A 13,768-nucleotide genomic window follows, 5' to 3' on the forward strand; every position below is an offset into this window, starting at 1 on the left:
ACCTCGCGAACGCATCGACTTGGATGTGAGCTTGTGCGGGGGACGTGATCGGCGATGGTCGGTTGGTTAGACGGGCTGCAGCGACGGAATCGGACCGTGGGCGTGATCGTCGCCGTCATCTACAAATACAACGACGACCAAGGCGGGTACCTCGCCGCCCTGATCACCTACTACGCGCTGGTGTCCGTGTTTCCGCTGCTGCTGCTGCTGACCACCGCGCTGGGAGTGGTGCTGGCCGGCCGGCCCGATCTGCAGGCGCAGGTGCTGCACAGCACGCTGAGCCAGTTCCCGGTCCTCGGCAGCCAGTTGCATCACCCCGAGGGGCTCAGCGGAGGCACGGTGGGCGTGGTCGTGGGTCTGCTCGGAGCGCTCTACGGCGGTCTGGGCGTGGGACAGGCGCTGCAGAACGCGATGGATTCCATCTGGGCGGTGCCGAAGCACAACCGGCCCAACCCCATTCGGTCACGGCTGCGGAGCTTGCTGTTGCTCTTGGTGCTGGGCTCGGCGGCCATCGCGGCCACCGTGCTGGCCGCGATCGGACACGCCGCCGGTGCGATCGGCATCGTCGAAACAGTCGGCCTCGCGCTCGCCGCCGTCGCGATCAACGCGCTGATCTGCTTGGTGGCGTTCCGCGTGACGACCGCGCGTGCCCTGACGTACCGGCAGGTGTTGCCGGGGGCGGTCGCCGCGGCCTTCATTTGGCAGATGCTGCAGTGGTTCGGGGCGGGCTACGTTGCGCACATCGTGAAGCGGGCCAGCGCCACCAACAGTGTGTTCGCACTGGTGTTAGGCGCGTTGGCCTTTCTCTTCCTCGCGTCGGTGGCGCTGGTGATGTGCGCCGAGATCAACGTCGTCCTCGTGGAAAAGCTGTACCCCCGCGCGCTGCTCGGCGCGTTCACCGACGACGCAGAACTCACGACGGCCGACCGCAGGACCTACACCAAGAAAGTCAAAGCAGAACGCGTCAAGGCCTTCGAGCGTGTCAGCGTGCGCTTCGACGACGTCCGGCGGCTGCCCGCGAAAGCCATTGGGCGCCTTGGTATTTTCGACGATTCCCGCCGCTCCCGCATGCCATGAGGAAGGTCCGCCCCGGCTTATGGGACGGTGGTCGGGCCCGGCGCAATAGTCTGCACTCATGAGTCTGGTCACCTATGAGCTGCACGATCACGTCGCCACCATCACTTTGAATCGCCCGGAAGCACGCAACGCCATCAACGGCGCGCTGCGCCAGGACCTCAACGCCGCCTGGGATCGTTTCCGCGACGACCTGGACGCCTGGGTCGGGATCCTGACCGCCAACGGCAGCGTGTTCTGCGCCGGAGGCGACCTCAAGGACGGCGAAGGCTCCGTCGGCACGTTCGGCGGCACGTTCTGGGAGAAACCGACCATCAACTCGTTCGAGAGCGGCATGGAGCTGTTCAAGCCGACCATCGCGGCCGTGCACGGACCCTGCATCGGCTACGGGGTGACCGGGATTTTGTTCTGCGACTTCGTCATCGCCAGCACCGAGGCCACGTTCTGTTTCCCCGAGGTCTCCATCGGGGTGCCCACGATCGTCGGGGCGATCCGGCTGCCGCAGCGGGTGGGCTGGGCCAACGCCATGGAACTGCTGTTGACCGGCAAGCCGATGAGCGCGGAGCGGGCCAAAGAGGTCGGCCTGGTGTGGAAGCTCGTCGAGCCCGACCAACTGCAGGCCGAGGCCCAGGCCTGGGCACGCACTCTCACCGAGGCCGCCCCGTTGGCCCAGCGGGCGACCAAGGAGGTGGCGTGGCGGACCGCGGACATGGGCTGGGTCGAGTCGGTGCGCTTCGGCGAGACGATGCGCAAGGTGGCCGGCGCGACCGAGGACGTGGCCGAAGGTCTTCGGGCGTGGGGGGAGAAACGCAAGCCGCAGTGGCGTGGCCGCTGAGGTGTCACGGTTGACGCAGAATCGGCCACCGCCACCGTCGCGGGAGAGCATGTGTCAGGATTCGGGGATGAATGCACGCAGACTTGCTCGCTTCGTTGGTATCTCGGTCGTGACGGCGTGGGCGCTGCTCAGTGCACCCATCGGTGCTCCCACCGCGGCCGCCGATCCCTGCTCGGACGTCTCGGTGGTGTTCGCCCGCGGAACCCATCAGGAGCCCGGCCTCGGCAACATCGGTCAGGCTTTCGTCGACTCGCTCACGTCGCAGCTCGGCGGGCGATCCGTCGACGTCTACGCCGTCAACTACCCGGCCAACGACGACTACCACAACAGCGCGAACGCCGGGTCCGCTGACGCGGCCGCCCACATCCAGGACACGGTGGCCAGCTGCCCGAACTCGCGGATCGTGCTCGGCGGGTATTCGCAGGGTTCGACGGTGATCGACCTCGCCACCAACGCACTGCCCGCCTCGGCGGCCGACCATGTCTCCGCCGTCGCGCTCTTCGGCGAGCCGTCCAGCGGCTTCTCCACCATGCTGTGGGGCGGCCAACCGCTCCCGACGATCAACGGGGCCTATGGCGCCAAGACCATCAGCCTGTGCGCCCCCGACGACCCGATCTGCTCGGGTGGCGGCAACATCATGGCGCACGTGTCCTACATCGACGCCGGGATGACCGCCCAGGCCGCGACGTTCGCGGCCGACAAAATCAACCAAGCCGCGCCCCGCGCCTGAGCTGCGTCAGTCGTTCGCTCGACGCTCTTGCCGTTGCCGCTTTTCGGCGGCCGCCAGCTCCGCAATCCGGTCGGCTTCGGCGCGCTTGCGGGCAGCCTCGCTCAGCTTGTCTTCGGCGTCGTCGATTTTGGCTGCGGAAGCCTTGGATGCGGCGCGCTCAGCGGCTTGAGTCCGGTCCTGCACTCGCCGGTTTGCCGTCTTGACCGCTTCCTTCTGCTGCGCCGCCACGTCGTCGATGCGCCGCTTCGCCGAGGCGCTCTTCTGCTGTGCCGACTGTGCTGCTTGCCGCTTGCGGTCCTCGGCGGCGTTGCGTGCCTCCGCGACCTCCCGCGCTGTCGCCGCCTGCGCTTCCTGCCGCTCCTCGATCGCCGCGTCTTGAGCGCCTGTCAACTTTGCGTCGGCCTGTTTCTTCCTGGCCGCAGCGGTCGCGTCCAGCTGTGCGGCGCGTCCTAAGGCGTCGCTGCGCTCGACCAGCGCAGCCCCGCGCTCGGCCAGCTGAGGGTCGCCCAACGCATTCCCGACGGTGCTGTCAAGCATGCCGAGCGAGCGCTCATAGAGCAGTCGCGCACGCGCTTCCGCCGGAATGCGGGTGACAACCCGGTCCTCGATCAACTGCAGTGGGAATCGGGCGAGCTGGTAGTGAAACCGCAGTACCACCAATGGGGCGTCGGATATCTTCATCGTCTTCTCCTGTACGCGGCCCGCCCTCAGGGCAGGTCGCCTTCGTCGGTCGCGTTGCGGGCCTGCTGGCGCAGGCGGTCAGCCTCCGCCTTTTCGTTGGCGGCCACTTGCACCGAGGTTTGATGCTGGGCAACGGCATCGACGACTTCCTCCGTCGCACTACCGATTTCCTCGCGTTCATCGGCCTTGGCCCGCTGGACCTGGTTTTGGGCGTCGAGCTCGGCGCGAGTCTGTTCCGCCGCGGCGGTCTGCCGTGCGGCCTGCTCGGTCGCGCGCTTTCGGGCGGACCGTTGAGCTTCGATCGAATCCTCCTCGGCCACCGCGTGGGAATTCGCCGCCAGGCGTTGTTGGGCCCCTTTGACCTTGGCTTCAGTCGCGTCGTCGCGCGCCTGGTCGGCCTGGGCCTCGGCGACGGCCTCGGTTGCGTTCGCTTCTTTTCGCGCATGTGCCTGGGTTTGCTCGAGCTGGCCCTCGGCGGTGAGCGAATCCTTGCCCGTAATGGCGCCAACGACTTCTTTGGCCTTGCCCTTGACCGCATCGATCAGGCCTCGGCGCGCTTCCCGAGCCTTGTTTTGCTCACTCATTGAAATACTCCTCGATGCATTGGCCACAAACGTTCGTTGGTGTCATGTCCGGGGGTTCCACGGACTCGGCCGATCAAACACGGACGTGAACTGCGTCACCGACTACACTGACACACTGTTGCGTTCGTTGGACATGAATTGGCAACGGCCTCAATGTATTTCGCTCAGCCGGCCCGTACCGTAGGCGAAAACGACTGATGGGGCTATACCCTGGGAGCCGAGTCCGAAGTTCCTGGATAAAGGGCGTTGCGGCACGGTTGAAATCCCCGATTCGGGGTAGCGGCCTACCGTGGGAGGGAAGGCATCATGCGAGGAGCTGTCATTTACGGCGCCGGCGATGTCCGTTTCGAGGACATTCCGGACCCCGAGATCGTCGCCCCCACCGATGCGATCGTCCGCACCACCGCCACGTGCGTGTGCGGTTCAGATCTTTGGGATTACCGCGGCATCAACCCCGTTCCCGAGCCCAAGCCGTTCGGTCACGAATACTGCGGTGTCGTCGAAGCCGTTGGCAGTGAGGTCACCTCGGTCAAGCCCGGCCAGTTCGTCATCGGATCCTTTTTCGCTTCCGACGGCACATGTCCCAACTGCCGCAACGGAGTTCAGACCTCGTGTGTACACGGGGTGCTGATGAACGGCTGCCAAGCGGAGGTCATCCGCATTCCGTGGGCAGACGGCAGCCTGGTGGCGCTCCCCGACCAACCCGACAGCGAATCGATTCCGGATCTGCTGACCCTGTCGGACGTGATGGGGACCGGGTGGTTCGCCGCGGAGGCGGCCAACGTCGTTCCCGGCATGACGGTGGCCGTCGTGGGCGACGGCGCGGTCGGTCTGTGCGCGGTGCTGGCCGCCCGCGAGAAGGGCGCCGAGCGGATCATCGCGATGAGCCGCCACGAACCCCGGCAAAAGCTGGCGCGCGAGTTCGGCGCCACCGACATCGTCACCGAGCGCGGCGACGACGGCGTCGCCGTCATCAAGGACATGACCGAAGGCGTCGGTGCCGACGCCGTGCTCGAGTGTGTGGGCACCGGACAATCCATGCAACAAGCAATCAAATCCGCCCGCCCCGGCGCGTTCGTCGGGTTCGTGGGTGTCCCCCACGACGTCAGCATCACCGGCGAGCAACTCTTCAGGACCCAGGTCGGGCTCCGCGGTGGACCCGCCCCGGTCCGGCACTTCCTGCCCGATCTGATCGAGTCGGTGCTCGACGGGCGAATCAATCCCGGCAAGGTGTTCGACCTGCACCTGCCGCTCGACGAAGTCGCCGAGGCCTATCGGGCCATGGATGAGCGACGCGCCATCAAGGCGTTCCTGCAGCCCTGACCGGCCTCGGCGGCGACGGGCGTGCATCGGCTACGGTCGACGGTATGTCCAAAGCCTCCGGTAACGACCTCATCGACGACGTCACCCCTGGCGACATCATCGCCGTCGACCGCGGCTCCGGCGCCCAGCCCTACAAGGTCGTGTTCAAAGACCCCACCGATGCGGGATATCTCGTCACGCTGGAAAGCGACGGCGGGGAGACCTTTCAGCTCGACCTGGCCGCCGGCACCACGGTGGAGAGGTCGCTCGAGGCGAAGTGGGAATCCGCGCAAAGCCCCACCCCCAACTCGGAGAACTAAGGGCGCCGGCGACTTCGACCCCGTGAACGCGGCGGCCCGATCGGAAAGTGTTGGCCCGCCGCCCATTCAGTGACCCACGCAGCCGACAAGGTCCCGACGCGCGCGTTCCGACCACTGCCTCCGGGTGGCGATGCGGCCGGTCGGCTAGCGGACCGCGAGTCCGACCTGATTACATCGCCCCGATAGCGGGCATAGCCACATGCATGGTCGACGATGCCGCGCAGGCGCCACGGGAGAATCCGGAGAAAGATCGGTCGCAATGGGTGACCGGCGACGAGCCCATGACCGGTCCGCAGCGCAGCTACCTGAGCACTTTGGCGCAAGAAGCGGGCGAAGAGATCCCGGAGAAGCTCACCAAGGCGGAGGCCTCAAACTTGATCGATCAGCTGCAGCAGCGCACCGGGCGGGGCAGCTCATGACGATCGGTGCCGATGACGTTCGTCGACTGCTCGCCAGCCAAGAAGATGCTGCGCTCGTGGTGGTCGAGGGGCGCGCCGCGGTCGTCACACCTGAAGAGCTGAACTCTGCCGAATATCGGGGTGCGCTGCAGATCGCCACGCGCCAGGAATTGGTGCAGCGAATCGGGCGGACGGAGTTATCCGATCGCGAGCTGGCCGAGCAGGCCGAAGACCTCGACACGGCCGTGCGCAACCTGGGCGGCTGACGCCACGGCTAGGATCCGATGCTGACCGGATCGCCCACGCGGATAACGCCTTTGGTCACCACGGAGAGGTAGGCCCCCGCACAGGCCTGCGCCCCGTGACCGCCGGTGTTCAACCGGTTTTCCGCCGCGGGGATGCGAAGCGCTTGCGGGGCGCGCGGCAGCGGACCGTGCTCGAGGGTCGGAACCACGCACCGTGACGTGGCGGTCAGCACACGCAGCCGCGCCTCGCCGACGGTGATTTCGCTTCCGACCCAGTCGTTTTCGGCGTACGGCGGATAGTCCGGCGGTGTGGAGATCACCAGATTCGGCCGGTAGCGCAGCGCCTCCACCCCGATGTGCTCGAGGGTTGCCGTCGTGATCGCGTGCAGCGGGGCTTCGTCGGTGAACGAGTCGCCCGGGGTGGCCTGGGCGATCCGCAGAATGCGCCCGTCAACCTCGGCGTCGAGGCCGAGCTCGAGCAGTTTCTCCGGATCGGGGCGGACCAGCGTCGCCCCGTCGGGGCGCTGCGCCACGAGTTGGACCGGTCGTCCGGTCAATTTGGAGATCAGGTCGTCGACACCGGGGTCGTCGAAGGCCACGTTCGTCCCGTCGGGCAGCCTGATGCTGACGCCCTCGGCGCCCGCGTGGGCGGTGCAGGTCAAAAGGTTCCGCCACAGCCGTGGATTCTTGGCACTGGCCACGTGGCCGGTTTCGCCGTCTACGAGTGCCAGCCGTCGATCGCCCTCGGCGCCACGCTCGTCGACCGACAGGACATCCAGGGTTTCGCCGAGCATGGACTTGACCGGGTAGCGAAGCAACGCCGCCACCCGCATCTGCACGGCACCGGGGCCGCGGCCCGCCGACGACTTCTCCATAGGCACTTTCACTCGAGCGTCACTGCCCACTGTGCCCCAAACCGGAACGCGTCACCACTGGTCTACAAGCGCGGGGGCGGCAGGGGCGATGGTCGGCTGGATCAGCCGGGAAGCAGGCGCTTTTTCTGCTCTTCGAATTCCTGCTGCGTCAGGATTCCGGCGTCGCGCAACGATGCCAGCTCGCGCAGCTCGGCGGCGATGCTCGTGATCGGTCCCCCCGGCGGAGCCGGTGGGGTCGTTGCGGACTCGTCCGTCTTGTCCTTCTTGTTCGGGTCGCGCGGGGACTTCGCCGTCTCGGCCCGGCTTCGCTCCCGACCCAACGCGCTCGTGCCGGCCATCGCGCGCCCGGCCATGCTCGCCACCGCCATCTCGCCGAACAGACTCCCAGTGCCGCTGGGTGCGGCTGCGGCAGCGGCTTCCGCGGCGGCGCCGACGCTGGTCGCCGGCAACGCCAAGGCGGCCGGTCTGATCGCCGGGGCGGCGGCCGTCCACCCAGGCGGCACCGACAGGCTGCCGACGGTGTTGGCCTCCCCCAGCCCCGCTGACGCCAAAGTTCCGAATCCACCCGCCGGGTTCGTGATGACCGGGAAAGGCGACGGCGGCACCGCGCCCGTCCCCGGAAAGGACTGCACCCCTGCCCAGCCGCTGACGATGTCATCGGTGTGGAAACCGGTCAGGGCACCGGCGATGTCGTAGGGAAGGGCAATCGTTGCCGCGGGTGCGTCGACAAAAAACGTGACCAAGCTGCCCGGTGCGTCCAGAAAATACGTGATGAGGTCGGCACCCAAGTCCAGCCCGTCCAGCGCCGAAGGGTCAACGGCATCCAAGGCGGTCGGGTTCACTGCGGCTCTGGTCAGCGTGTTGGGGACCGCCGAGAGTGATTGCTGCGTAACGGCATTGCGCGTGCTACCGGCGGCGGTGCCGGTGGCCTGTGCGACGGCTCCGGATTGATCGGCACCGGAGTCGGTGGTCTGATCCGGCTCGACAAACGGTGTCAGCGTGGTCGCCGACGCCGTAGCACCCGCGTAGCCGAACATCGCCCCGGTGTCACGCGCCCACATCTCGGCATACTCGGTCTCGGTCGTGGCGATCGCCGGCGTGTTCTGCCCGAGAAAGTTGGTCGCGACGAGGGAGGCCAGCAGGGTGCGGTTAGCCGTGATCACCGGGGGCGGCACCGTCTCCGCAAAGGCCGTCTCGTAGGCGAAGGCCGCGGCCCGGGCCTTGGTGGCGGCTTCCTCGGCCTGGGCTCCGGTGGTCCGCATCCACTCGAGATAGGGGGCGATCGCCGCGGTCATGGCCGCGGCCGACGGGCCAACCCACGGCCCGGAAGTCAGGGCGGTGATCTCCGCCTGGTAGGAGTCCGCCGTCGACTGCAGCGCGGCGGCCAATTCGTCCCAGGCCATGGCGGCGGCCAGCATCGGTCCCGAGCCCGGACCGGCGTACATCCGCGCGGAGTTAATCTCCGGCGGTAGTACTGCGAAGTCCACGTTCTCCTCCGATCGCTTTCATGGCCGCGAGGGCATCGACGGCTCCGGTGCGCGTCGTATGGGATAGCCAGCCGAGCAGCAAACAAATCGCGATCCTTCGGGCAGTGCCGGTACCACGAAGGAAGGCGACCTAATGAGACCGTCCCGACTGCTGGGGGGACGGCCTCACACGTTTGCAGGTGTGGCCCAACGTTAACGAATACAGCGAAATTGTTGCGATGGGTTAACGATAGGTTACCGGCACATGACACAGGAAACTCACAAGGGTTTGGCGCGTGCCGCGCAAATCTTGTTCAGCCCGTTCTCAGCGGGACGCTGAGGGTTCCGTCCGTCGACCCGGGGGCGGTCGGTATCGCCGAGCGGTGTCAAAAGCGGTGATCAGGTCCGCGCGATCGCCCATCACAGCGGTGCGGGCCGACCGTGGCGGGACTGATCCGCGGCAGCCGGCGAGGTGGTGGTGCAAAGCCGGGCGGTCGTGTAGAAGGTTCTGGTGCAGGAACCGCCGAATGGATCAGCCGATCCGTCGATGCTGCGCGAAGCGCTCATCAGGCGGATGTATCGGCGTTCGGCGGCCGAGGGTCAGATCAGGGTGCCGGCGGTGCCGGGCCTGATCGACGAGTACGTGCAGCTGTGCGGCAACGTCTGTGCCACCCTGGGCGTCTGGCACACCCCGGAGCAGTCCGCGCAGCTACGGGCCGCGCTGGAAGTCGAGTTGGCCAAGGCGTTCAAGGCCTCGCCGCGCTCCGACGTGGTCATCGCGTATCACTCCCCGTTCGGGTCGGCCGGGGTGAACTTCCGCGTCCAGGCCGACGCGCGGACTATCGAGGCCGACTACGAGCAGTGGGTTGCCGTGCGCCCCCCACCGCTATTCGGTACCGAGCCGGACGCGCGCGTGCTGGATCTCGCCGCGCAAGCGACCGACCCGGCCGCGTTCCGGGTGCTCGATGTCGGAGCGGGAACCGGGCGCAACGCCCTGGCCCTGGCCCGGCGCGGCCATCCGGTCGACGCGGTGGAGATGACCGCGAAGTTCGCCGAAGTCATGCGCGCCGAAGCTGACAACGAAGCGCTGCGCGTGAACGTCATCCAAAGCGATGTGTTCACGGCGATGGAGGGTGCGCACGCGCAGTACCAGCTGATGGTGCTCTCGGAGGTGGTGCCCGACTTCCGGACCCCGCACGAGTTGCGCGGCATGTTCGAGCTCGCGGCGCAGTGTCTGGCCCCGGGCGGGCGCCTGGTCTTCAACATCTTTCTGGCCCGCGACGGCTACGTGCCCGACGACGCCGCGGTTCAACTCAGTCAGCAGTGCAACAGCATGATCTTCACCCGCGAAGAGGTGACGGGCGCGGCGGCCGGCCTGCCGCTCGAGCCCGTCGCCGACGACTCCGCCTACGACTACGAGAAGGCGCGGTTGCCCGCCGAGGCGTGGCCGCCCACCGCGTGGTTCGAGGGGTGGGCCACCGGCATCGACGTGTTCGACGTCGAGCGCGAGGATTGCCCGATCGAGTTGCGCTGGCTCGTGTTCGAGAAGACGGGCTGAACCCGTCTCGGCCCGCCTAGGCGGTCAGATCGCGGGTAGCCGGCCCTTCCAACAGGGTGCCGTCGGGCGCGAAGCGCGACCCGTGCAGCGGGCATTCCCACGCCTTGTCGGCGTCGTTCCAGTTCACGATCCCGCCGAGGTGCGGGCACACCGGTGAGACGCGGTGCTCGACGCCGTCGACGCGGCAGCGCGCCTCCAGGTGCCACGGCGGACCGCTCACCACGCCGCCCTCCCCGTCGACGGGGTTGCGACGGCCGATGCGGGCCGCCGGGGTGATCCAGCCCTTGGTCAAATTGACGCCGACCTCGAGGTTGGCCTGCAGGGCCGTCGCCAAACCCGTCAGCTCGTGCGGACTCCAGCTGGCGAACGCGCGGGCCCAGTCCATCCGCCCGCCCAGCATCCGGCTCGACAGCGCCAAGGCCGCCGCGGCGCCGTTGGTCATGCCCCATTTGTTGAAACCCGTTGCGACGAAGATGCTTTCGTTGTTCGGCAGGATGGGGCCCACGTAGGGCAGGTGGTCGATGGGCGTGTAGTCCTGCGCGGACCAGAAATGCGTTTGCTCGGCGCCCGGATAGTGCTTGCGCGTCCACGTCGCCAGCTCGTCCAGCGCTTCCGACGGGCTCTTCTCGCGACCCACGGTGTGGCCCGCTCCGCCCACGATCAGCCTCTCGCCGTCCGCGACCGGCGCGTAGCGCACCGAACGTGTCGGCGAGTCGCTGCTGATCATCATCGGCCGAGTGATGGTGCCGGGCACCTTGAAGGCCAGGCAGTACGACCGGCTGGGCTTGACCCGCGCGAAGTAGCCGCCGCGATCCAGGATCGGGATGCCGGTGGCGAGCACCAGCTGATCAGCCGCAAGTTCGACGTCCTGCTGGGCGGCGTCGTTGACGTGCACGCGCACGCCCTTGCCGCGCGAGGAGACTCGTCGCACCCGGCTGTGCTCGGCCAGTCGCCCACCGCGGTCGAGCAGCTCGACGGCCAACGAGTCGAGGAAGGGCATCGGGTCGAACTGGGCCTGGTCGGCCAGCCGCACGCCGCCGTGATACTCGAACGGCACGTCGGCGTCGTCTTCCCAGACCGCCGGCAGGCCGGCCGCCTGACACGCCTTGAGTTCGGCCCGCGCCGATGGCACGCCCCGCGCCGACTGGGCGTATGTGTAGGCATCCTCGCGCTGCACCGCCACCCCGTGTGCCTCGCAGTGGCCCAACACCCATTCCTGTCCCTCGCGATTGCCGTCGACGTACGCGCGGGCCACGTCCTTGCCGTGCCGCGGCAACACCTTCGAAAGCTGGCTACCTTGCAGCAGGCTGATTTTGGCGGTCGTGTTTCCCGTCGCGCAGGCACCCACCGTGCGCGCCTCCAGCACCAGCACGTCCTTTCCCGCGCGGGCCAGCAGAACCGCCGTCATCAGGCCGGTGATGCCGGCGCCCACGACGATGACATCGGCGGATGCGGGGCCCTGGTCAAGGGGGGTTGCAGCCCAAGGCCGTTCGGTTCGGTCGGTCATCCACAAAGAAGTCACGGCTGTGCTGATACCCCAACCGGGCACGCGGAAACGCCGCGCGGGTTCACCCCCGCTTCAACCGGGCTTTCGCCTCCTTGAGCGAGTCGGCGGCGGCTCGGCTGGCTTCCTTGGCCCGGTCGTAGTCCCGTTCGGCGCTGCCGAGTTCGCGCTCGGCCGCCCGCACCGCCCTCGCCGTCTCGTCGCGGCGCCGCCGGGCCTCGTCGCGTTCGGCTTCCCGCTCGGACAACCGGTCGTCGGCGTCGGCTTTGGCCTGCTCGGCGGCGGCGACGGCCGCGCTGAGCTTCTCGCCGCGCCGGCTCGGCGGTTTCTCGGGCGCCGACTCCGGCGCGGTCTCACCGAAGGCCCCGAAACCCGACCACTGCTCGGGCCTGCTCAGTCGGCCCAGCCGCGCCCTCACCTGCGGGTCGGCGATCGCGGCTTGCAGCGTGCTGGTCAGATCTTCGCGCACGGACGCCGACGGCTGTTTGACATCGGCGGCTTTCAGCGCGTCCCGAGTGAGTTCGTCGATGAGCTTGTGTTGTTCGGCCGACAAGTCGCGGATGCGTGCGCCGTCCATCGCGGCGTGCGCGGCGCGCAGCCGCTCACCGAGGTCGGTCAACCGTGCGCGGGTGTCCTTGCGCCGCAGGGCCAGCCGGTTGACGATCCATGCCGCCGTCGTCGGTTTGGTAGCCGCCGAGATACGTTTGGCGGTGTCGTCGTCACCGCGCTTCTTGGCCGCGGCGACCAACCTGGCGCGTTCGGCGGTGAACTCCTTGGGCGCCACGCCATACAGGTCGTCAAGTTCGTCGTCGGCCATGAAGCCATGATCCCTCGCGGGTCCCGGCGACGGCCTGAATTCTTTGCGCGGAGCGGGCACTCACGGCGAGGATTCGCGCGTTCGGCGCAGGGCACGCCACGTTTACGGGGGTGCGCGGCGGGTTATCAGGTGTGCAACATGACAATCAGTTGGTCCCGCCCGGTTTTGCTGGCCGTGTTCGTTGTCGTCGGCGTGGTCGGCGCGATCCAGATCGCATCGCAGGGGCATCACCCCGGCACCGTTGCGACGTCGCCGCCCGGGCCGGCGCACGTGACGTTCACCCCCGGACCCGGCGCGCATGACGTCGACCCAGTCGCCCCGGTGATGGTCAAAGCCGAGGTGGGCACCCTGGCCGGTGTTGACATGGTCAACGAGGCCGGCACTTCGGTCCAGGGCGTCCTGACCCCGGACAACCTGGTGTGGAAGCCCACCGTCCCGTTGGGCTACGGGCGCACCTACACGTTGACGGTCACCAGTCGCGGCACCAATGGCGTTGCAGCCAAACAAGTCTCGACGTTCACGACGTTGCGGCCGTCCAATCAGACCAAGGTGTCGTTCACTACGACGGCGGAGGCCCCGCTGCGCGACGGCGGCACCTACGGCGTCGGAACGGTCATCGTCGCGCACTTCGACGAGCAGATCGCCGACCGGGCCGCCGCCGAGCGGCGCCTGGCCGTGACCACCACCCCGCAGGTCCAGGGCTCATGGTTCTGGGTCGACGGCCAAAACGCGCATTGGCGCCCGGAGCACTACTACGCCCCGGGCACGCAGGTCACCGCCGAGGCGCAGATCTACGGAATCGCGTTGGGCGACGGGCTATTCGGGCAAGACGACACCCGGGTCGCGTTCCGGATCGGGGACGCGCACGTCTCCATCGCCGACGACGCCACCAAACAGGTCAGCGTCTTCGACAACGGAGCGCTGGTGCGCACGATGCCCACCAGCATGGGGATGGGCGGCACCGAAGACGTCGGCGGGCGCAAGATCTCGCTGTGGACCCCGCCGGGCGTCTACACCGTGCTCGACAAGGGCAACCCGGTGGTCATGGACTCCTCGACGTTCGGGTTGCCCAAGAACTCCCGGCTCGGGTATCGCGAAACCATCAACTACGCCACCAAGATCAGCACCGACGGCATCTACCTGCATGAGCTCGAGGCGACGGTGTGGGCCCAGGGGCACCGCGACACGTCCCACGGGTGCTTGAACCTCAACGCCGACAACGCGAAATGGTTCTACGACTTCTCGGTGCCCGGCGACGTGGTCGAGGTGCGCAACAGCGGCGGGCCGCCGCTGGCGCTCGAGCAGAACGGTGATTGGACGCTCAGCTGGGACCAGTGGCGTGAGGGCAGCGCGCTCAAGCCCGCGTGACGTTGGCCCGG

General features: G+C 67.9%; 15 protein-coding genes. 9 read left to right on the forward strand and 6 right to left on the reverse strand.

Annotation, left to right across the window (positions count from 1 at the left end; translation table 11 throughout):
- Positions 1–54 precede the first annotated feature (54 nt).
- The 3 genes from G6N26_RS03800 (at position 55) to G6N26_RS03810 (ending at position 2,639) form a co-directional block, all read left to right on the forward strand.
- Entirely contained in the window at positions 55–1,077 is a 1,023-nt protein-coding gene (locus tag G6N26_RS03800; protein WP_083017183.1) for a YihY/virulence factor BrkB family protein, read from the forward strand.
- Between the two features lie 58 nt (positions 1,078–1,135).
- Positions 1,136–1,909: an enoyl-CoA hydratase/isomerase family protein gene (locus tag G6N26_RS03805; protein ID WP_083017185.1), complete on the forward strand. Its 774-nt coding sequence runs from the start codon at positions 1,136–1,138 to the stop codon at positions 1,907–1,909.
- A gap of 67 nt (positions 1,910–1,976) precedes the next feature.
- Entirely contained in the window at positions 1,977–2,639 is a 663-nt protein-coding gene (locus G6N26_RS03810; RefSeq protein WP_165605055.1) for a cutinase family protein, read from the forward strand.
- Between the two features lie 6 nt (positions 2,640–2,645).
- Here G6N26_RS03810 and G6N26_RS03815 read toward each other — a convergent pair whose 3' ends face one another.
- Together G6N26_RS03815 and G6N26_RS03820 are read right to left on the reverse strand one after the other, a co-directional pair.
- The gene (locus G6N26_RS03815) at positions 2,646–3,320 is read right to left on the reverse strand and encodes an IF2 family translation initiation factor (protein WP_067169727.1); all 675 of its coding nucleotides are present in this window, start codon (positions 3,318–3,320) and stop codon (positions 2,646–2,648) included.
- A 26-nt stretch (positions 3,321–3,346) separates the two neighbouring features.
- Complete coding sequence (locus G6N26_RS03820; protein ID WP_067169724.1) at positions 3,347–3,904, reverse strand: general stress protein CsbD; 558 nt, start codon at positions 3,902–3,904, stop codon at positions 3,347–3,349.
- 306 nt (positions 3,905–4,210) lie between these two features.
- Here G6N26_RS03820 and G6N26_RS03825 point away from each other — a divergent pair, with 306 nt between their 5' ends.
- The 4 genes from G6N26_RS03825 to G6N26_RS03840 all read left to right on the forward strand — a co-directional run bounded on the left by G6N26_RS03825 (position 4,211) and on the right by G6N26_RS03840 (position 6,190).
- The gene (locus G6N26_RS03825; protein ID WP_067169721.1) at positions 4,211–5,227 is read left to right on the forward strand and encodes a zinc-dependent alcohol dehydrogenase family protein; all 1,017 of its coding nucleotides are present in this window, start codon (positions 4,211–4,213) and stop codon (positions 5,225–5,227) included.
- Between the two features lie 44 nt (positions 5,228–5,271).
- Positions 5,272–5,526, forward strand: coding sequence for a hypothetical protein (locus G6N26_RS03830; RefSeq protein WP_067169718.1), 255 nt, complete (start codon positions 5,272–5,274; stop codon positions 5,524–5,526).
- A 203-nt stretch (positions 5,527–5,729) separates the two neighbouring features.
- The gene (locus G6N26_RS03835; protein WP_067169715.1) at positions 5,730–5,945 is read left to right on the forward strand and encodes a DUF3072 domain-containing protein; all 216 of its coding nucleotides are present in this window, start codon (positions 5,730–5,732) and stop codon (positions 5,943–5,945) included.
- The gene (locus G6N26_RS03840) at positions 5,942–6,190 is read left to right on the forward strand and encodes a hypothetical protein (RefSeq protein ID WP_083017187.1); all 249 of its coding nucleotides are present in this window, start codon (positions 5,942–5,944) and stop codon (positions 6,188–6,190) included. Before G6N26_RS03835 ends, G6N26_RS03840 begins: the two co-directional genes overlap by 4 nt.
- Before the next feature lie 8 nt (positions 6,191–6,198).
- Here the strand turns inward: G6N26_RS03840 and G6N26_RS03845 are convergent, their stop codons facing one another.
- Both G6N26_RS03845 and G6N26_RS03850 read right to left on the reverse strand, forming a co-directional pair.
- Positions 6,199–7,044, reverse strand: coding sequence for an MOSC domain-containing protein (locus G6N26_RS03845; RefSeq protein WP_083017188.1), 846 nt, complete (start codon positions 7,042–7,044; stop codon positions 6,199–6,201).
- A gap of 101 nt (positions 7,045–7,145) precedes the next feature.
- Positions 7,146–8,531, reverse strand: coding sequence for a PPE family protein, SVP subgroup (locus tag G6N26_RS03850; protein ID WP_083017190.1), 1,386 nt, complete (start codon positions 8,529–8,531; stop codon positions 7,146–7,148).
- Positions 8,532–9,021: 490 nt separating this feature from the next.
- On the opposite strand from G6N26_RS03850, the gene G6N26_RS03855 reads away from it, so the two are divergent.
- Positions 9,022–10,068, forward strand: a complete 1,047-nt coding sequence (locus G6N26_RS03855; protein WP_067169707.1) for a class I SAM-dependent methyltransferase — start codon at positions 9,022–9,024, stop codon at positions 10,066–10,068.
- A gap of 16 nt (positions 10,069–10,084) precedes the next feature.
- Here G6N26_RS03855 and G6N26_RS03860 read toward each other — a convergent pair whose 3' ends face one another.
- A complete protein-coding gene (locus tag G6N26_RS03860; protein ID WP_083017192.1) occupies positions 10,085–11,575 on the reverse strand; it encodes an FAD-dependent oxidoreductase in 1,491 nt (496 codons plus the stop codon).
- A 61-nt stretch (positions 11,576–11,636) separates the two neighbouring features.
- The gene (locus tag G6N26_RS03865) at positions 11,637–12,389 is read right to left on the reverse strand and encodes a hypothetical protein (protein ID WP_083017194.1); all 753 of its coding nucleotides are present in this window, start codon (positions 12,387–12,389) and stop codon (positions 11,637–11,639) included.
- A 138-nt stretch (positions 12,390–12,527) separates the two neighbouring features.
- Between G6N26_RS03865 and G6N26_RS03870 the strand changes: the two genes are divergently transcribed.
- Entirely contained in the window at positions 12,528–13,757 is a 1,230-nt protein-coding gene (locus G6N26_RS03870) for a L,D-transpeptidase (protein ID WP_083017262.1), read from the forward strand.
- Positions 13,758–13,768: the final 11 nt, after the last annotated feature.

It is taken from the genome of Mycobacterium marseillense (genome assembly GCF_010731675.1).
Lineage (GTDB): Bacteria > Actinomycetota > Actinomycetes > Mycobacteriales > Mycobacteriaceae > Mycobacterium > Mycobacterium marseillense.